This window comes from Flavobacterium fluviale, assembly GCF_003312915.1.
Classification (GTDB): Bacteria; Bacteroidota; Bacteroidia; order Flavobacteriales; family Flavobacteriaceae; genus Flavobacterium; species Flavobacterium fluviale.
This window is the reverse complement of sequence record NZ_CP030261.1, coordinates 849,514-868,372: the sequence shown is the minus strand read 5'-3', so window position 1 is coordinate 868,372 and position 18,859 is coordinate 849,514. Positions and strand designations below refer to the sequence as shown.

Sequence of the window (18,859 nt, the reverse complement as noted above, 5' to 3'; positions counted from 1 at the left end):
GTTTTTTAACTATTCAATATCTGTGTATACATAAAAATACTTGCCATTTCTATCTATCGCTTTTAATGCAATTATATTTTCCTTCATCAATGGGTTTTTCTGTGCACTTATTATCATGTAACTATGATCATTTAAGAAATTTAGCGGAATTTCGGTTAATTCATTATACTTTACATGAAAACTTTTTAGTGTTTTGTTTTTAAAAATGTTTTCTGGTAATGTCTTTAATTTGTTGTTAGTAAAATTTAATTCTTCAATTTTTTGTAAATCACAAATTTCATTTGGTAAACTTTCCAACTCGTTATCATTTGCTGTAAATTTTGTCAATGAGTGCAATTTATTAATACTAGATGGTAAACTCTTTAATTGATTATGACCTATATCGAACAAATACAGTTTGTCTAGACGACAAAAAGATTTTGGAATTTTTTTGATTTTATTATTTTGTAATTCTAACCATTTTAAATTACTTAGAGTTCCAAATTTGTTTGGTATTTTAGTGATATTATTTCCTACCATTGACACCATGCTGAGACTCGTTAAATCTTTAATCCACGAAGGGATCTTTGTAATTTGGTTTTTCGAAATATCTAAGTAAGATAGTTTCTTTAAATTTCTGAGAGATTTTGGAAATGACTGTAATCCCAACTCTCCTATATCAAGACTTTTTAGATATTTTGATAAAGCTAAGCTGTCTAAATGACTAATCTTATTATTCGAAAGATATAATGTTTCCAAACTAACCATTGAAAGCCCTCTTGGAATTTCTTTAATCTGATTGTTTCTTATATCTAGTTCTTCCAGATTAATGTGATTTTTGAGATTAGGTACAGCTGTTAAATTGTTTTTATATAAAAATAGTTTTTTTAAAGAGCTTAAACTGTCTAAATCATTAGTTCTAAACTGAAAATCCATACAATCCTGAATCCTTATTTTTTCAATTTTTTTTAGTTTATGAAGATTATCTGGTAATCTTTTCAATTTGCAGTTAATAATTACTAAACTTTTCAAGTTCGTTAGTTCACCAATCTTTTCATCAATTTCAAAAGAGTTGTCATCTGTTATGTTTAATGTTTCGCATTTTAAAGGGGCTAAAAGAGCTTCTTTAAGTGAATTACTGCTGTTTTGAGAAAAACTAAGGAGTGGAATCAGAAAAAGAAACACTATTATTTTTGCTACTAGGGTATGGCTCATTTATATAATTTTCCTCTAAATCAAGAATTAATTTTTTTAATTTCGTAAAGATCTGTTCTTCGGTCTTTTAATATTTTAACGCTGCCATGTTCATGGAGCTCTTTCAGGAGATTAAGATCAACATCTACAATTAAAGTCATCTCGGTGTTTGGAGTTGCTTCTGCTTTAATTCCGTTACTCGGAAAAGCAAAATCTGATGGTGTGAAGACCGAAGCCTGCGCATATTGTATATCCATATTATTTACTTTTGGAAGATTTCCAACACAGCCCGCTATAGCTACATAACATTCGTTTTCTATTGCTCGCGCCTGTGAACAATGTTTCACTCGAGTGTAACCATTTTGTGTATCTGTCAAAAATGGAACAAATAGTATATTCATTCCTTCATCTGCCAAAAGCCTCGAAAGTTCTGGAAATTCAACATCATAACAGATCAAAATCCCGATTTTTCCGCAATCAGTATCGAAGGTTTTAAATTGAGAACCGCCTTTCATTCCCCAATGAATAACTTCGTTTGGTGTAATGTGAATTTTGGTATACATTTCCGAAGTTCCATCTCTTTTGCATAAGAAACCAACATTGTAAAGGTTACCATTTTCTAAATACGGCATACTTCCCGTAATAATATTGATGTTGTATGAAATGGCAAATTCCTGAAAACGTTTTCTAATTGGATCAGAATGGCGTGCCAGTTCACGAATCGCTTCAGCTTCAGATAAATGATTATAATCGGCCATTAAAGGCGCAATGAACAATTCTGGAAAGAGGGCAAAATCAGATCCATATCCAGAAACGACATCGATAAAAAATTCGGCTTGCTCAAATAATGCTTCCACATTGTTTAACGGACGCATCTGCCATTGAATTAGGCCCAGACGAATGATGTTTTTCTTAAGGTTTATCAGTCGTGGACTTTCATCGTAATAAATGTTATTCCACTCCAGTAAAACGGCAAATTCTTTAGATTCTTCATCACCCTCCAAATAATTTTTGATGATTCTTAAAACGTGAAAATCGTTGCTTAACTGAAAAGAAAGTACAGGGTCGTAAAGTTCTTTCATTCTAACTTTTTCAATATAAGTTTTAGGAGTCATTTTTTTAGCATGCTCTCTATAACTCGGAATTCGACCAGCAAAAACAATGGCTTTTAAGTTCAGCTGCTCGCAAAGTTCTTTTCTGGCATCATACAATCGACGGCCTAAACGCAGACCTCTATAGTTGGGATGAATAAATACATCTATTCCGTATAAAATTTCAGCATTAGGATTATGCGTAGAAAATTTGTAATCACCGCTAATCTGCTGATAATTGTGTTTTTTGTCTACTAATTTCTCATCGACAATAAGCGATAATGCAGATCCTACAACCTTTCCGTCAACTAAAATTACCAATTGCCCTTCTGGAAAAATAGAAAGCAGTCTTTCAATATCATCAGATCCCCAATACGAATCGGCCATTTCTGGATACGATTCAATCATCGATTTTTTTAGTTGTTTATAGTCTTCAATTTCTAAATTTCGTAACTCGACTTTATTAATTTTTGCCTGCATATAGTAAGATTTATCTCAAATATACGAAAAAGAATTTCCATTTACAAACGGTTACAAATAGTTACAGTCGAAAGTAAATAGTTACTAACCGACTGTAATTGTTGAGTTGTATCATCTTTGCACTGTTGAAGTTGACGAACAATTTCAATTTATAATAACAATAAAATAATATACGCCATGAATGCAATGAAAAACAGAGTACAGTTAATTGGGAATGTAGGGAATAATCCAGAAATTAAAATATTAGAAAGCGGTAAGAAATTAGCCCATTTAACAATTGCAACCAATGATGTTTACAGAAATGAGAAAGGGGATAAGGTAGAACAAACCGAATGGCACCGCGTAACTGCCTGGGGAAAAACAGCCGAAATTATCGAGAAGTTTGTTGTAAAAGGCAAAGAAGTTGCCATCGACGGAAAGCTGACGCATAGAAGTTACGACGACAAAAACGGAGAAAAAAGATATATCACAGAAGTTGTAGTAAATGAAATTTTACTGCTAAGTAAATAAGTTTTAGATTGATAATAAATTGAAATTTAACCCGACAGGTTTTAAAAACCTGTCGGGTTAAAAGTATTATTTCATTCCGTAGGAATGTATCATAGGTAGAAAATAAATGTAGATTGCCATATACGTTCCATAGGAACGTTTGATTAACGGTGCTATTTTCGTAATAAACACGTGTCCCTACAGGACACAATTCAAATCAAAAAGCATTTTTTACCGATGAGACATTCCTACGGAATATTGAACGTAAAATAATTTGTGATTTATAAGATTGAAGCACCATTAGCATCAGTTGTAAGAACTTCGCTCATATAATCAAAAAATGGTCTCATGTTTTTAAACGCATCCAAAGCTTGTTGTAAAAAATCTGGACTCAAGACTTCTTCATCTGTAAATCGTTTGATGACCAAAAATTGCTTGAAACGCAGTAAATCGATTGCAGGATGATCAATATCAAAACCTTTGGGCGCTGTTTTCAATTGTTCGCCCTGTAAAGTTCCAAAATTGCTGATAAAAGATTTTGAGCGGAGTATTTTTTGAAAAGTTTTAGGGTCTTGGGCAAATTCTGCTCTAATTCGTTTTAAATCTGCAGCATTTGGTCCCCAGAAACCTCCCGCAAAAAAGCTGTTGCCTTTTTCCAGGTGAAAGTAATATCCTCCGCGTCTCGCTGCTGTGGCACGTGTATAACTGCCTCCCCAAAAAGTTTTAAATGGAGTTTTATCTTTTGAAAAACGAATGTCGCGGTAAATTCTGTAAACGCTTTTTTTGCCTGATACATTTTCTAAAACATCACTTTTAGAGAGTTCTTTAAGTAAAGCACCTGCGAAGTTTTCGATGTGATTTAGTTCGATTAAGTATTGCGGTTTATTAATTTCAAACCAAGGTTTGTTATTGTTTTCTTTAAGCTGAACCAAAAAATCAAGACTCGATTTAGGTATTGTAACGTGGTTTTCCATAATTGAATTAAAAAATCAGAAGATATTGACGCAATTTAAAACTAAAAAACCCACCAGAGAAATCTGGTGGGTTTTTCTATATTTTGTTAAGCAGTTTTTTTGAGTAAATCAAACATAGGACAGCGCGAGCAGCGTTTCTTTTCGCTCTTTTTATATTTCTCACAGCAAGAAGATTTGCAATTTTCAATCTTCTTAATTTTATCAAGGATATCTTTGTTTTTCTTTTTCTTTTTATCCTTTTTTTTGTCCTTGTCTTTTTCTTTCTTGCTCAATTTTCCTCTGAATTATAAAACAGAGACAAATATAAAAGAAAAAAGTTATTTTTAAATATTCTAAATAAACTTTAACTTTTTTATTTAGGATTAATAGCGATCGAGCTAGTAACTGTTAACTGCTGAATATCACGGTCGAACAAGTACAATCCACCTTTATCTTCACCAATCAAGTTGATTTTATCTAAAATAGATTTTGCTGTAGCTTCTTCTTCAATTTGTTCAGAAACATACCATTGTAAGAAATTATGTGTTGCATAATCTTTTTCTTCAAAAGTTATGTGCACTAATTCGTTAATAGATTGCGAAACAAAAATTTCATGATTATAAAGCTCCTCAAACATTTCTTTAAAAGTAGAATATGTTATTTTAGGCGCTTTTAGGTCTGTAACCTGAGCATGTCCTCCGCGTTCATTTACATACTTAACCAATTTAAGCATATGAGCGCGCTCTTCATCTGACTGTGTGTACATAAATTGAGCGATTCCCTCTAATCCGTGTACTTCAGCCCAACAAGCCATAGAAAGATAAGTTTGTGAAGATTCTGCTTCTATGCGGATTTGCTTGTTTAAAGCCGATTCAATATTTTTTGATAGCATAATACGTGTCTTTTTTGTAAAGTTAAAAAAAATAATCCATACCGTTTTTTTGAAACCTCGAAAACATTAACATTTGGATTAATTCTCAATAAATTTAACGGCGTTTGATTTCGCCAAAAGGAATTGGTTTTGAAAAAACGGCTTTGTTTATAATCGGATTCGTGTTTTCATTTGGCATGAGTCCGTCATAAAATTTACGCATTACGTATTGTTTATCAGCATAATCATAATAGCCCAAAATATAGTAATCCTGAAATTTAAATATGTTTGGAAAGGATGCTTTCTTTTGAAGACTTAAAAAATAATAAATATTGTCAATTGCAAAAGGCAGCTGAGGTTCCTGTATAAATTCGAATTTATTGTTTACTACACTTTCAAAATAAACACTTTGGGTATTATACATTTGTGAAAGATTTACATTGCCGAAACTAATATAGTACTCCTCTTCTTTAGGAGAGCCGCCGATCGTAATAAATGTATTCTGGCTGTTTTTAAAAGCAGATAGTCCAATATTTAAGAAAGATAACCGGTTTAAAAAATCACTTGTTTTTTTAATTTCGACTGGTTTTCTATTGTCACTCAAAAGGAACAAGGGAGAGTTTTTAAAATTAATCGTGTCATTTTTTAATGTATTGACACTTTTTAATATTTGTCCGGAGTCGTAATCTTTTATTTCGACTACAATTACATACTTATTGGCGTTTATTTGATACAGTTTATTATCAAGAAGATACGAATTGCTCAAGTTTTTTGATTTATCAATTAACGGCTGCATATAATTTTTTTCCTTGATGGCATGATTATCTAAGTCTAAATCAAAAACATGTGTTTTTTTTGTATTATAATCTAAGGTTAAAATTAAATGATTGTTCTTGAAGTAAATTTTGCTCTTTTGTGTGCTTTTTTCCAAGGGAGTAAAATCGCCTGTGTCAATTTTTTCAATCGGATTTTCATCCACAATCTTATTAAAAGTCATCAATTGGCCGTTTGTATTTTGAAAGTCAAAAGAAGAAAAATCAAATTCTTTTTTTTCTACAATTCCATTTTTAAAGGTATAAACGATTAAAACTTGTTGGTCTTCGTATTTGGAAAGAATATAAAATTCATTATTTTCTTGAAATGAAGTTACAATGTATTGCGGCGTTAAAGGAAAATCAAACTTTAGCATCTTGACAGATTTGTTCTCCAAAGAATATTTAACTGCAATAATATTTTTAAAATCTTCAGAAGCCCAATATAAATAGGGGTTTCCATCTTCTCCGAAACTATATCCGATAAGCAATTTATTTAAGGTTTTCGGAAAAGTGAATTGATCAGTTAGAAATAAGGCACTATTGTATTTTAGAATCGTGATGTTTTGACTGCTGGATGCAAAAACAAATACATCATGCGGTTTATTCTCAGCATTTAAAATCTGAATGTTTTCATCAGTCTTTTTTAAATCTAAAGGAAATGATGTCAGCTTTGTTTGCCCAAACAGAACTGATTTATAGACTAATAAAAAAAGGAGTAAAAGTTTTTTCATACATTTTGACCGACAATAATCATTCCGTTTTTAAATGAGTTTTGATGATGTGTGTGCTTTATAAAGCTCAGGTTGCCGATTTTAGTGGATTTTGAAGATAAAAAAAGCCCTAAAGAATTTTCTTTAGGGCTTAAATTTTAATAGAGTAAAATTATTTCACAATAAAAGTAACTCTTCTTGCTAATCTTCTTGCTTCATCAGAATCTTTTTGGATTGATGTATCAGCTCCGTTAGCAATAACATTTAAACGAGATGAAGCGATTCCGGCTTTCTCGAAAATTGTTTTAACATTAGTTGCTCTAGTGTTTGATAATCTTTCGTTGTATTCTGCTTTTCCAACTTGATCCGCATAACCTACAAGGTCAAGAGAAGCAGATGGATTTTTTCTTAGATAATTCAAAACAACATCAATAGCTGCAGTAGAGTTTTCGATTGGAGTAGTTTTATTGAAATCAAAGTATACACTGTAATACTTATCATTGATCATTCTTTTGATCAAATCATTATCAACTGGCTGTACTTGTTTTTCGATAACTACTTCTTTCTGTGCAGGGATCTTTTTGATTTGTGATTCAAGATCTGCAATTTTGTTTTCTAATGCTGAAAGATCCGTATTATCTGTTGTCATTACAGTCCAATCTGCATGTTTGGTGTTTTTACCTAAGTAAATGTTTAAACCAATTGTACCGTTGAAAAGCAATCCAGAAAATCCTCTATTTTCTGCAACGTAAGATCCGTCAAAAGTATGATCTTGAGACGAGTTTAAGATGGTCGAGAAATCTCCAGTTAATGCAACTCTGTTCGATAGTCTAATTTGTCCTGTTACACCAGCAATAAAGTTACCAACTCTATCTCTTCCAGTAAAATTATCTCCTTCTAATTGACCTACACCAAAACCTGCGTGTCCTAATAAACCAAATGTATTAGTCCAAGTTTCAAAATTCATGATACGTCCTAAGTTCGCAACTGCTTGTAAATCTATACGATAATATTTTGAATCAAAATCGATAGAATTTTTCTTGCCTGAAAAGCTATTATATCCAAAATCAGTTTTCAAACCAAATTTGTTGTTAAACATATAACGAACTCCTAAATCACCAACCCAAGGACTTGGTGTATCCGTAGCATAACCTGCTGAGAATGGTCTCTGAGGTTTTGTCAAACCACCATTTAATTCAATAGACCACTTATTAAATTTAGTAGTGTTGTTTTCTGTTTGTGCATTAAGTCCTGTTAGTCCAAGAGCAAATGCAAGAGTCATTACAACTTTTTTCATTGTTATTGAGATTTTAAATTTGGGTCAAAACAACGATAAATTGTAAGTAAATACTTCCAGTAAAAGGCAAAAAAATGTTAGAATAGGGTATTAACAATGGCTTTGATCAATTGAAAAAGGTTTTTCAAGAGGGAGAAAAAGAACCATTTTATTGTAAATGATTGATATAGATTTATTTAGTTAAATCCGTCTGTAAATTTACGCATGATGTACGCTTTAGCATTAATATCATAATAGCCCAAAATGCTGTAATCATTTAGTTTTAGAATATTGGGAAGAAATATTTCCTTATGAGAATCTATAAAATTATAAATCTTATCAGCGGCAAGCGGTTCATGCGAGTCTTGGGTGAATTCTAGTTTTTTAGTCCAGACACTTTCAAAAAATACCGAATAACTAGTGTCTAAATTATAATAACCTGCAGAAGGGAAATCTCCCATAAAATCATCAAACATATTATAGCCGTTAATGAATAAGGCTTTGGATTCTCGCCCGCTTCCTCCCAATGTTATAAAAAGATTCTTTTTATTCTTAAAAACAGAAAGCCCGGCATCAAGAGAAGATAATTCTTTTAAAAACTTACTTGTTTTCTTTAAATCTTTGGGTTTTCGGTTTTCTACCTGCATTAATAAAGGCGAGTTAATAAAGCGGATAGTGTCATTTTTGGAAACAGTAAAAGACTTTACAATTTCGCCAGAATTATAATCTTTGATGTCAAATAAAAGTTCATCAGGATTGACATTGACTTGATAAAGCTTGTTTTCGTGGTAAAAAGAATTTGATGTTCTTGCATTTTTATGACCAAGCGTCTGTATAAATGTCTTCTCTTTAATTTCCAGATTGTCTAAATTGATATCAAACAGCTGTGTTTTTCTTAAACTTTGATCTAAAGTTAGAATTAAACGATTTGGCAGTGTGTATAATTTGCTTTTTGCGACAACATTAAATAACGGATTGTATTCACCAGAATCCATTTTTTCTATTGGATTTTCATTTAAAATCTGGTTAAAAGTTTTTTGCTGCGTTCTTCGATCACGGAAAGTAAAAGAACTAAAATCTAGAAATTTCTCTTCCGCCATTCCGTTTTTAAAGACAAAAGCAGTTAAGGCCTGTTTCTCTTTGTATTTTAGAAGGAGGTAGAAATTATTGTCTTTTTGATAGTATGTGATGATAGACTGCTCATCAAGAGGAACTTGAAATTTCAACGCTCTCGAAGTTTTGGTCTCTAAATAATATTTAATTAAAATGATACTTTTCTCTTGTTCAGAAAACCAATACAAGGTCGGGTTTCCATCTTCGCTGAAACTGTAACCTAGTAAAGATTTGTTTTCTACAAATTGTCGGGAAGTAACAAATTTATCCTTCAAAAATATGGCGCTGTTGTATTTAAGTATGGAAAGACTATCTGGAGCCGCGATGAAAACAAAAACATCATGAGTGACTGTGTTTTCTGCATTCAATGTCTCACTATGCATTTTATTTTTTAAATCTATAGGATAAGAAGTTAACACTGTTTGACTTATTGAAACAGTGCTGCAAATTATAGATAGAAAAAGAAAAATTTGTTTCATGTGTTTCCAGCGACAAAAATCATTCCATTAATTTATTGATTCATAAGCTCTTGAAAAAGATCTACAAATTGACCAAGATGCATTCCGTCCATTAAACCGTGATGTACATATACTGCCATCGAGATGGTTCTTTTACCCGTTTCAGATACCATCATTTTTCCAAATGAAACTTTCGGACAGCTGTCAGGATACGTAAAACTCCTCGCATGGGTAAGCGATGTAAAATTTAACCAAGGAATAGCTGAAAAATGGATGAGATTATCATCATCAAATGATCTTGTAAAAAGCCCGGTTGTGTTTTGAATGCGTTCAATTTCCTTTAAAGCGATTTGCTCAAAAGTTTTAAAATCGGGATGATATTCGATTAATGAAAATCCGAAAGTTCCGTCTTCGCGCCCAATTGTTGCCGATGCATCTACGCGATCGTTAATGTAAATCTGTTCTCCTGAAATTCGATATTTAAAATTTTCAACTGCATTTACAGCAGCTAAAGTTTTGTGTAAATAGAAAATGAAAAAAGAAGCGTTCATACTTTTTGCGGTTTGATAAGCTTTGGTACAATCGATTTCGACAGTTGCACCAAAAAATGGTTCTTCCATTTGTTTGAAATGCTTGAAATGCTCTTTTCTATTCCAGTTTTCTAAGTCTAAAAGTGTTTTCATTATAGTAAATTAGGAACAACTTCTGCAATAGTTTCAAATGAACTAAAGTGCTGGTGTTCTACTTTGTGATTTATTTTTTCGTGTTCCCAAGTGGTGTGAAACGGAATGTGAACGGCATAACCGCCAATTCCCAATACTGGGAGAACATCTGATTTTAACGAATTTCCGATCATTAAAAACTCATGCGCCTGAATGTCTAAACGACCCAATAGTTTTTCATAATCAACTTCTTGTTTGTCTGACATTACTTCTATGTGGTGGAAATAATGTCCTAAACCAGAACGATGCAGTTTGCTGTGCTGGTCTTTTAAATCGCCTTTTGTAGCAACGACTAATTTATATTTTCCGTGTAAAGCCTGTAAAGTTTCTTCGATTCCGTCCAATAACTCAATAGGTTTTTCGAGTAATTCTTTTCCATATTGAATAATTTTTTCGATTACTTCAACTGGAATTGTATTGTTTGAAATATTCATTGCTGCTTCAATCATCGAAAGAATGTAGCCTTTAATTCCGTAGCCATATAACGGTAAATTAGCAATTTCAATTTTGAATAATTCCTGCGAAATGCCTTGGTGCGACAGATAATCTTCCATCAAAGCACAGAATTTATGTTCGGTTTCTTGAAAGTAAGGTTCGTTTACAAATAAAGTATCATCAGCATCAAATGCGATTACTTTTAAATTTGGTATTTTGCTTTTATGTAACATAAGTTTTTTGTTTCAGGTTTGAGGTTTTCTTTTGTTTCAAGTTTTTTTGCCATAGATTGAAACGATTTTAAAGATTAAAATATCTGCACAATCTCCAAAATCTGCGAGAGAACTTTTCCGAATTGCACGAATTATTTAAAGTCAATCTGCGTGAAAACTTTCTCAATCTAATTCTTAGAAAACAGTCTTTTTAAAGAAATTGTTTTATCGTAAAAAGTAATTCGGATTCCGAAAAGTAAAACGATTCCGCCGAAAACCATTTGTAAAGTTATTTTTTCTTCTAAAAACAACCAAGCTAAAATCGATGTAATTACAGCCTGGCTCAATAAACTTAAAGAAACGCGGGTTGCGCGCATATGTTGTGTTGCATAACTAATCGAAAGCCAGGCACACAATTGACAAATTACCGCTTGAAGTATTAATACAAACCATCCTGTATTAGTAAAACCTGTAAAAGGCTCGTTTAGCGAATAACACAAAATTCCCAAATAAATACTCGAAGCAAATAAACTAATCGTCATAAAAGATAAAACATCAACTTCTGAAAGTACATTTTTGCTTAATAAAAGATATATTGAATAAAAGATACCAGACAAAACGGCAAAAAGGAATGCTTTATCAAAGTTTAAATCGATAAAAAACTCAAATCCGACTAAAGTTATCATTCCCACTAAAGCGACCAATGTGCCGATCCAGAAATTTGTCGCAGGTTTTGACTTCAAAAACAAGAAAGAACCAATTCCAACCCAAACAGGAGATAAATTTGTCAGCAGTGAAGCCTGAGTCGCGCTTGATTCCTGAATAGCGATATTCCAAACTGCTACATCTGAAGAAAACAGAACACCGCATAAAGCTGCTAAAATTGTAAATTTAAGAGTCGGAAGTTTAAAGTTATTGCTAAAGATAACGTAAGGCAATAACAAGACAAAAGCAAAAAACATTCGGTAAAAAGCCGAAATTAATCCTGGTGTTAAACGCAATTTAACCAATATCGGAAAAATTGAAATGCAGAGTATACCGCAGATTAAAGCTAATCTTGGTTTGGTGAGTTTCATTTTAGTTTATTTTTTCAAATTGTTTTTGGCATATAGTTAAAAAGCAAAAAGCGTGAACCAGTTAATTTTTAACCGATTCACGCAATTTTATATGGTTTATAAAACTTTAGTTTACGGTTGATCCATTAGGCGCATCAGCATCTGGGTTTACAAAAACTAATTTTCCTTCAGCGTTTGTAGTCATTAAGATCATTCCTTGACTTTCAACTCCGCGTAAAGCTCTTGGAGCTAAATTGGCTAATACAGAAACACGTTTCCCGATAATTTCTTCTGGAGAAAAACTCTCTGCAATTCCTGACACAATTGTACGAACGTCAATTCCAGTATCAACTTTAAGAACCAGAAGTTTGTTGGCTTTTGGCATTTTTTCAGCTTCCAAAATTGTTCCAATACGAATATCCATTTTTGCAAAATCCTCAAACTGAATTAAATCTTTTTGTGGTTCTGCCTGTTTGTTTTCAGCAATATTTGCGGTTTTTGTCGCTTCCAATTTATCTACTTGTTTTTGTATTTCTTCGTCTTCAATTTTAGCAAAAAGCAATTCTGCTTCACCAATTTTATGTCCTGCCGGAATTAAATCTGAGTTTTCAGAAATATCATTCCAACCTAATGTTTTATCAATTACAATGTCTTTTGCATCGCGGTCTTTCTCTTTCAAAAACTTACTGAATCCAGCAAAATGTTCTTTAAGATCACCTAGATTTAAGATTTTAGAAAGCTTAGAAGCTGTAAAAGGTAAAAATGGTTCTGCCAAAACGCTTAAAGCAGCAGCAATTTGCAACGCCACATACATTTGTGTTTTTACACGCTCTGGATTGTCTTTCATTACTTTCCAAGGCTCTTCGTCGGCAAGATATTTATTTCCCAAACGCGCAACATTCATCAATTCGCCTAAAGCTTCACGGAATCTGTAACGCTCCACTGAACTTGAAATTACAGCTGGATACGCTTTTAATTCGTTTAAAGTTGCTTCGTCAATATCAGTGAATTCATTTGGCGTTGGAATAATTCCATCGTAATATTTGTTGGTTAAAACCACAACACGATTAATGAAGTTTCCGAAAATAGCAACTAATTCGTTGTTATTTCTAGCTTGGAAATCTTTCCACGTAAAATCGTTATCTTTTGTTTCAGGAGCGTTTGATGTTAAAGCATAACGTAAAACATCCTGCTTATCTGGAAATTCTTCTAAATATTCGTGTAGCCAAACTGCCCAGTTTTTAGAAGTCGAAAGTTTGTTTCCTTCCAAATTCAAGAATTCATTTGCAGGAACGTTGTCTGGTAAAATATAACTTCCTTCAGCTTTTAGCATCGCTGGGAAAATGATACAGTGAAAAACAATATTGTCTTTCCCGATAAAGTGAACTAATTTGGTATCTTCATCTTTCCAATACGGCTCCCAGTCTTTTCCTTCGCGCGCTGCCCATTCTTTCGTAGACGAAATATACCCGATTGGTGCATCAAACCAAACATATAATTTTTTGCCTTCGGCACCTTCAACCGGAACATCAATTCCCCAATCAAGATCACGCGTTACGGCACGGGGTTCCAATCCACCGTCGATCCAAGATTTTACTTGTCCGTAAACGTTAGGTTTCCAGTCGCTTTTATGACCTTCTAAAATCCATTTGGTTAAGAAATCAGAATAACGGTCTAAAGGTAAAAACCAGTGTTTTGTTTCTTTAAGAATTGGAGTTTCTCCAGTAATTGTCGATTTCGGGTTAATCAAATCAGTTGCGTTCAAAGTAGATCCGCAATTTTCACACTGATCACCGTAAGCTCCTTCATTGCCGCATCTTGGGCAAGTTCCAACTACAAAACGGTCAGCTAAAAACTGATCTGCTTTTGCATCGTACAATTGCTCTGTTACTTCTTCAATAAAATCACCATTATCATACAGTTTTCTAAAAAATTCCTGAGCCGTATCATGATGAATTTTCGCCGAAGTTCTAGAATAATTGTTGAATGAAATGCCGAAATCTGCAAACGATTTACGGATAATTCCGTCATATTTATCAATAACTTCTTGTGGTGTAATTCCTTCTTTTTTGGCTTTCATCGAAATTGCAACGCCGTGTTCATCGCTTCCGCAGATAAATGCTATATCTTTTCCTTGCAATCTTAAATATCTCGAATATATATCTGCAGGCACGTAAACACCCGCCAAATGCCCAATATGAATAGGTCCATTGGTGTAAGGTAATGCCGCTGTGATAGTATATCTTTTTGGATTCTGTGTCATAACTCAATTTTATTGAGTGCAAAAATAAGCAATAGATTTGAGATTTTGTTATTTCGCCGAGATTCGATAGGTCTTTTTAGTCGCGCAAAGGCGCAAAGGCGCAAAGAAAATTTACTCTAGTTTGTTAAGCTTAGTGAAGTCTCGGGATCGCTCAGCCTGAAATTAAGAATAAAACCTTTGCGATTCTGCGCCTTTGCGCGACTAAAAAACCTCTGTGCATCTCAGTGGTAAAACCACTTAAAATAGAACCAGTTTAAACTACGGTTGCCTCTTATAAATAAAGATATATTTCACAATCTTTGCACTCGAAAAAAACAAGTTTATGAGCAAGACAAAATTAATCATCAATAAAAACGGATCTATTAAAATCGAAGGAGATTTTGAAATCATGGATCCAGAAGGAGTTCTTTATGGTTTACAAGGAAGAGCTGCACTAGGACTTTGCCGCTGCGGACTTTCTGCAAACAAACCATTTTGCGATGGAGGACACAGAAATAATTTCGAACACGATTCTGTTGCGTTTGATTTACCGCCTATGAAAACAAACTAAAATTCATTTAGGTTAAAATATCTTAAAACCGTATTCTATTTGAGTGCGGTTTTTTTGTGCATTATTTTTTATAAAAGTAAGTTATTACTTAAAGAAACAAATATTACATTTACTGCAACTTTAATTTTCCAAAAATGAAAAAACTAATAATACCACTGTTGTTTTTGTTTTTCAGCGCAAGTTATGCTCAAACACAAAAAACGATTTCCAGCGATTGGACGTCTTTCAATCAAACAATTGATATTCACACTGCTGTAACGAAAAAATTTAAGGTGATTGCTTCGGTTAAAGCAGAAACTACAGAACCAACAGCTTGGGCTGGAGTCTGGGCAAGAGTCGATACTAAAAATGACGAAGAAGGTTTTTTTGATAATATGCAGGACAGACCTGTAAAATCTAAAGAATGGAACTCCTATACTGTTGAAGGAACTTTAGATAAGAACAGCAAATCATTGAGTTTTGGAGGTCTTTGTATCAATAACGGAAAATTCTATTTTGATAAGTTCGAACTATGGATTGAAAATGATAAAGGTGTTTTTGAACCTTTAACGGTTTTAAATTCAAGTTTTGAGACTGCTGTAAAGAATGGAGATATTCCGAAATGGGGTTTAGGAACCTCAAAAGACGCTATTGTTAAAGTAAAGGAATATAAAATTACATCTGATAAATCGAGTGTTGACGGAAAAAGCAGTTTATTATTAGAAGGAAGCGGCATTAAACCAAGACTAGAAGCTAGAATAGGAAATGTTGAAGGAGCTTCTCCAAAGATTGCCGACATGATTTCGATGCTGGAAGATCTTAAATCTCGTGTTGAAAGAACGGTTAAAAACATGAGTCAGTATGAAATTGATTATCTTCATGATGAAGAGGCCAATCGAATTGGAGCTTTGGTGATGCATTTGGCTGCAGCCGAAAAATATTATCAGGTTTTTACTTTTGAAAACAGGGATTTTAATGAAGAAGAAAAGAAAATTTGGAACAACGCTTTAAACTTAGATCAAGCCGGACGAGACGAATTTAAAGGTCATAATATTCAGTACTATTTGGATATTTATAACCAAGTGCGCGCCAAAACTATTGAGGAATTAAAGAAAAGGGACGACGCCTGGTTTGCCCAAGTTCAGTTAAAATATGACATGACCAATCAATATTGCTGGTTTCACGTAATGGAACATCAATCGAGTCATTTAGGCCAGATTTTGTTTTTAAAGAAACGTATTCCACCAGAGAAACCGCAGCAAAAAACTCTTCCACAGGAGATTAAAAAGTAAAATAGATGAGAGCTGCATTTTTTAAATGCGGCTTTTTTTTATAAGTGATATTAATTACTGCTCAAAAACAATCTTTTTTGTTGTTTTAGGCATTTTTACAATGTCATAAGGTCGGGATAATTTAGGAGTTAGATTTCCATCTTTTAGCTTTTCCACCTTTACAATTATAGTATTACGGTTTTCGCTCATTTCAACAACATCAATAGAATGTCCGCCGTTGTTTTGTGTTTTATCAATAATTGCAATGATTTGAAATTTACTGAAATCGATACTAATTTCTCTCAAGTCTTTGGTTAAATTACTTGAAGCATCCATTTCGTCGATTAAATTATTCCAGTTTACACTATCTTTAATAATAAGATGTCTTTGAGCAACGCTTTTATCATTCGGAAAAGAATCACCCTTACCCACCAATGAAAACTGCACATCTGACTGAGGCAAATCGTCATTTTCACAGCTCGTTAAAGCTAGTAAAAGGGCGAAAATTAGTAAAATGTGTTTCATGGTTTCTGGTTTTGGCTGGAGAACTTTGCGGTTCTGCTTCATTATATAGATGCATTTTTTTTAAATGGTTGCTTTTTTGCATACATCTTATTATAAAATTAACGAAAATTTTTATTAAAGATTGCAATAATCACATATAATCTTCTATAAATATTTTTTTTACAAGAAATAGCAATCACAGTAAAGCGGAAAACATCAAAAAACATTCATTTATATTATAATTTCCCGCAACTTTGCAAAACAATCTTTTAAATAAAACTCAAAATGGAATTCGGTAAAATCATCATTTCAGAAACTGCGGCAAACAGCGAAAATCCTCATGACGTTGTTAATTCGAATATCTCGGTAATCAATTTAATGCGCGAAGAAAAAATAGACGACGATTTGATTCACGAAGATGCCTTGATGAGTTATTATTTAGATTTTTATGCTTCGAAATATACTGAAGGGAATTTTTCAAAATTCGTACACGATTCAGGGTGGAATAAAGAATTGAACGAATTGATTGAAGAAGGCCTGGCATTAATTGGTGCCGAAAAACATTTGGAATTATTCAAAGAACAAAGCCGAAAACTGCGTTTACAAAGTAATATCAAACTAAGTAAATTTCTACAGGCAAAGTTTGATGCCCCAAGTCCATTTCGCGATCTGCTGAACAATAATGATTTTTTTGAATTGGATGAAAATCTGGTTGAATTAAATGCTGCATTTTTAAAGTCGCACCCAGATACTGAAGTGCTTTCGGTTGAAGAAATGTTTGCAGCTTTAGAAGAATTTGTAGGGCATGAAATCAAAAGGGATTAAATGCCCATTGCTTTTTAAAACATTATCTCAATTGAGCGTTATTTTCGTGGGCATATTGTACTTGGAGTTCCTTAATTAATTCGTCCAGTTCCAATATTTCTGTAAAAGCTCCCTGCAGCATTGTCGCCGCTTTAGTTTCATTATCCTTAGCAGTTAAAATATCTATATTAATTTCAAAACCATCCATCGCGGTTATACTACTGTTAAACATATCCAGCATTGTTTTTCTTAAACCGTGATCTCTGCTAAGAGGTTCTAAAAGCTCGACTGGTTTTTGGGCTTCGACTAATTTACTTCTTGTTGCGGCAATCAATTTTAAAAGTTCTTTTTTTGATTCTGGTTTCCCAATAAAGTTCAAAGTCTCCTTAAAGAATTGGTCATTTGCCTCAAAGAGCTTGGTATGTGCTGCAACAATCGTGTCGTTGTAACTTGTTGTAGTACGGGTGTTACAACTGGAAATTAGCATAAATAATACAATGATTAAAGTAATTTTTTTCATAGGTTTAAACTTTATAATTTAATGTTAAAGCAAATATATTAGAATTATGGAAGTAAGTTTGATTTCGAACTAATTTTTGAGTTCAGATTTTTTTTTAATTGCTGAATTGTAAGAAAAGTATATATTTGAAGCGCCCGAAATTTTCTAATATTTAACCTATGAAAAAAACTATTCTTTCAATTCTAGTTTTGATTCTTTTGTTTTCCTGTGGAAAAAGTGATAAGATTATAAGTGAGACAGATATTCAGAATCAAGAACTTCTTTCTCAGACGGAATCCAGCAGTGACTTAAATAATACAACGCTAAAAAAACTCATTTTCAAAAATCTGGATGACATTCAATATTCAGAAGAATTAAATTTGCCGCTGCTTTCTAAAGTGGCTTCCAACCTAAAAATTAGATATTCCAGTATTAAAATTGACGAAACGAGTTCTATCAACTACGACGATAAAACGGTCTTTTTTATTTTAGCAATAGTGGAGCGTAATAAAAAAAGTCACAAAGCTTCTGATTATGAAGATTTGGGAAGCTATTTTCAGCGCAAATATCTTTTTGTAAATAGAGAAGACGGAAATATAGTTGCAGAAGAATTTGATAATAATTTAAGTTATTACGATAATGAAGCCATTCGGTTTTCGAAATCACATATTTTAAAAGATTTGGTTTATTTAAATGAAAGTACGCCCGCAATTGCTTTTTATACAGAAGCCAGCGCAAGCAGTAGAATTGTATTGTATTCTGAAAAGAAATTTACACTGCTGACTTTAGCCGATAACGAAATCAAAAAAGTTTTATACCAATATCCAATTCGAATGACAAACGGAGATTCTAACGGAGGCAATACATACCAAATTGAAACTTTAGAAACAGGTTTAAGCTTTGGAGATCATAAAACGAATGGTTTTTTTGATTTAATTGTCACCAAAAACTTTTCATACGAGGAAGCATTTGAAAGTGATTCTGAAAATAATTTAGCAGAAGAAACGAATCTAAAAATAAAAAAAGAGTCCGAAAAATTAAAGTTTAATGGAAAGGAATATGCTTTTCATAGAGACGACAGGCATCGTTTTTTAGAGTAAAATTTAGAGATTTGAAATAATAACAATAGCACTTTT

At 32.8% G+C, this 18,859-nt stretch carries 19 protein-coding genes; 5 read left to right on the top strand and 14 right to left on the bottom strand.

Annotation, left to right across the window (positions count from 1 at the left end):
* Positions 1 to 9 precede the first annotated feature (9 nt).
* Together HYN86_RS03965 and HYN86_RS03960 are read right to left on the bottom strand one after the other, a co-directional pair.
* The gene (locus tag HYN86_RS03965) at positions 10 to 1,194 is read right to left on the bottom strand and encodes a leucine-rich repeat domain-containing protein (protein WP_113676874.1); all 1,185 of its coding nucleotides are present in this window, start codon (positions 1,192 to 1,194) and stop codon (positions 10 to 12) included.
* Between the two features lie 20 nt (positions 1,195 to 1,214).
* The gene (locus HYN86_RS03960) at positions 1,215 to 2,744 is read right to left on the bottom strand and encodes a bifunctional GNAT family N-acetyltransferase/carbon-nitrogen hydrolase family protein (protein ID WP_113676873.1); all 1,530 of its coding nucleotides are present in this window, start codon (positions 2,742 to 2,744) and stop codon (positions 1,215 to 1,217) included.
* 177 nt (positions 2,745 to 2,921) lie between these two features.
* Between HYN86_RS03960 and HYN86_RS03955 the strand changes: the two genes are divergently transcribed.
* The gene (locus HYN86_RS03955; RefSeq protein ID WP_113676872.1) at positions 2,922 to 3,254 is read left to right on the top strand and encodes a single-stranded DNA-binding protein; all 333 of its coding nucleotides are present in this window, start codon (positions 2,922 to 2,924) and stop codon (positions 3,252 to 3,254) included.
* 260 nt (positions 3,255 to 3,514) lie between these two features.
* Here HYN86_RS03955 and HYN86_RS03950 read toward each other — a convergent pair whose 3' ends face one another.
* The 10 genes from HYN86_RS03950 to metG form a co-directional block, all read right to left on the bottom strand.
* On the bottom strand, positions 3,515 to 4,207 hold the full coding sequence (locus tag HYN86_RS03950) for a DUF2461 domain-containing protein (protein WP_113676871.1): 693 nt from the start codon (positions 4,205 to 4,207) through the stop codon (positions 3,515 to 3,517).
* Positions 4,208 to 4,293: 86 nt separating this feature from the next.
* Positions 4,294 to 4,479: a hypothetical protein gene (locus tag HYN86_RS03945; RefSeq protein WP_113676870.1), complete on the bottom strand. Its 186-nt coding sequence runs from the start codon at positions 4,477 to 4,479 to the stop codon at positions 4,294 to 4,296.
* Positions 4,480 to 4,559: 80 nt separating this feature from the next.
* Entirely contained in the window at positions 4,560 to 5,078 is a 519-nt protein-coding gene (locus tag HYN86_RS03940; RefSeq protein WP_113676869.1) for a ferritin, read from the bottom strand.
* 94 nt (positions 5,079 to 5,172) lie between these two features.
* Positions 5,173 to 6,603, bottom strand: a complete 1,431-nt coding sequence (locus tag HYN86_RS03935; RefSeq protein WP_113676868.1) for a hypothetical protein — start codon at positions 6,601 to 6,603, stop codon at positions 5,173 to 5,175.
* 151 nt (positions 6,604 to 6,754) lie between these two features.
* Positions 6,755 to 7,879: an OmpA family protein gene (locus HYN86_RS03930; RefSeq protein ID WP_113676867.1), complete on the bottom strand. Its 1,125-nt coding sequence runs from the start codon at positions 7,877 to 7,879 to the stop codon at positions 6,755 to 6,757.
* Positions 7,880 to 8,055: 176 nt separating this feature from the next.
* Positions 8,056 to 9,354 carry a hypothetical protein gene (locus HYN86_RS03925; RefSeq protein ID WP_162789275.1) on the bottom strand — a complete coding sequence of 433 codons (1,299 nt, stop codon included), beginning with the start codon at positions 9,352 to 9,354 and terminating at the stop codon, positions 8,056 to 8,058.
* Between the two features lie 128 nt (positions 9,355 to 9,482).
* Positions 9,483 to 10,112, bottom strand: a complete 630-nt coding sequence (locus HYN86_RS03920) for a chloramphenicol acetyltransferase (protein WP_113676865.1) — start codon at positions 10,110 to 10,112, stop codon at positions 9,483 to 9,485.
* Positions 10,112 to 10,819: an HAD family hydrolase gene (locus HYN86_RS03915; RefSeq protein WP_113676864.1), complete on the bottom strand. Its 708-nt coding sequence runs from the start codon at positions 10,817 to 10,819 to the stop codon at positions 10,112 to 10,114. The genes HYN86_RS03920 and HYN86_RS03915 overlap by 1 nt, the downstream gene beginning before the upstream one ends.
* A gap of 167 nt (positions 10,820 to 10,986) precedes the next feature.
* Positions 10,987 to 11,874 carry a DMT family transporter gene (locus tag HYN86_RS03910; RefSeq protein ID WP_113676863.1) on the bottom strand — a complete coding sequence of 296 codons (888 nt, stop codon included), beginning with the start codon at positions 11,872 to 11,874 and terminating at the stop codon, positions 10,987 to 10,989.
* 106 nt (positions 11,875 to 11,980) lie between these two features.
* Positions 11,981 to 14,116, bottom strand: a complete 2,136-nt coding sequence (gene metG, locus HYN86_RS03905; protein WP_113676862.1) for a methionine--tRNA ligase — start codon at positions 14,114 to 14,116, stop codon at positions 11,981 to 11,983.
* Between the two features lie 322 nt (positions 14,117 to 14,438).
* On the opposite strand from metG, the gene HYN86_RS03900 reads away from it, so the two are divergent.
* Both HYN86_RS03900 and HYN86_RS03895 read left to right on the top strand, forming a co-directional pair.
* A complete protein-coding gene (locus tag HYN86_RS03900) occupies positions 14,439 to 14,666 on the top strand; it encodes a CDGSH iron-sulfur domain-containing protein (RefSeq protein WP_095952978.1) in 228 nt (75 codons plus the stop codon).
* 134 nt (positions 14,667 to 14,800) lie between these two features.
* Positions 14,801 to 15,937 (top strand): DinB family protein, encoded by a 1,137-nt coding sequence (locus tag HYN86_RS03895; RefSeq protein ID WP_113676861.1) that lies wholly within the window; start codon positions 14,801 to 14,803, stop codon positions 15,935 to 15,937.
* Between the two features lie 54 nt (positions 15,938 to 15,991).
* On the opposite strand, the gene HYN86_RS03890 is transcribed toward HYN86_RS03895, so the two are convergent.
* Entirely contained in the window at positions 15,992 to 16,441 is a 450-nt protein-coding gene (locus tag HYN86_RS03890) for a protease complex subunit PrcB family protein (RefSeq protein ID WP_162789274.1), read from the bottom strand.
* 264 nt (positions 16,442 to 16,705) lie between these two features.
* Between HYN86_RS03890 and HYN86_RS03885 the strand changes: the two genes are divergently transcribed.
* Positions 16,706 to 17,245 carry a DMP19 family protein gene (locus HYN86_RS03885; protein ID WP_113676859.1) on the top strand — a complete coding sequence of 180 codons (540 nt, stop codon included), beginning with the start codon at positions 16,706 to 16,708 and terminating at the stop codon, positions 17,243 to 17,245.
* A gap of 22 nt (positions 17,246 to 17,267) precedes the next feature.
* Here the strand turns inward: HYN86_RS03885 and HYN86_RS03880 are convergent, their stop codons facing one another.
* Positions 17,268 to 17,744, bottom strand: coding sequence for a hypothetical protein (locus HYN86_RS03880; protein ID WP_113676858.1), 477 nt, complete (start codon positions 17,742 to 17,744; stop codon positions 17,268 to 17,270).
* 158 nt (positions 17,745 to 17,902) lie between these two features.
* On the opposite strand from HYN86_RS03880, the gene HYN86_RS03875 reads away from it, so the two are divergent.
* Positions 17,903 to 18,823: a hypothetical protein gene (locus HYN86_RS03875; protein WP_113676857.1), complete on the top strand. Its 921-nt coding sequence runs from the start codon at positions 17,903 to 17,905 to the stop codon at positions 18,821 to 18,823.
* Positions 18,824 to 18,859: the final 36 nt, after the last annotated feature.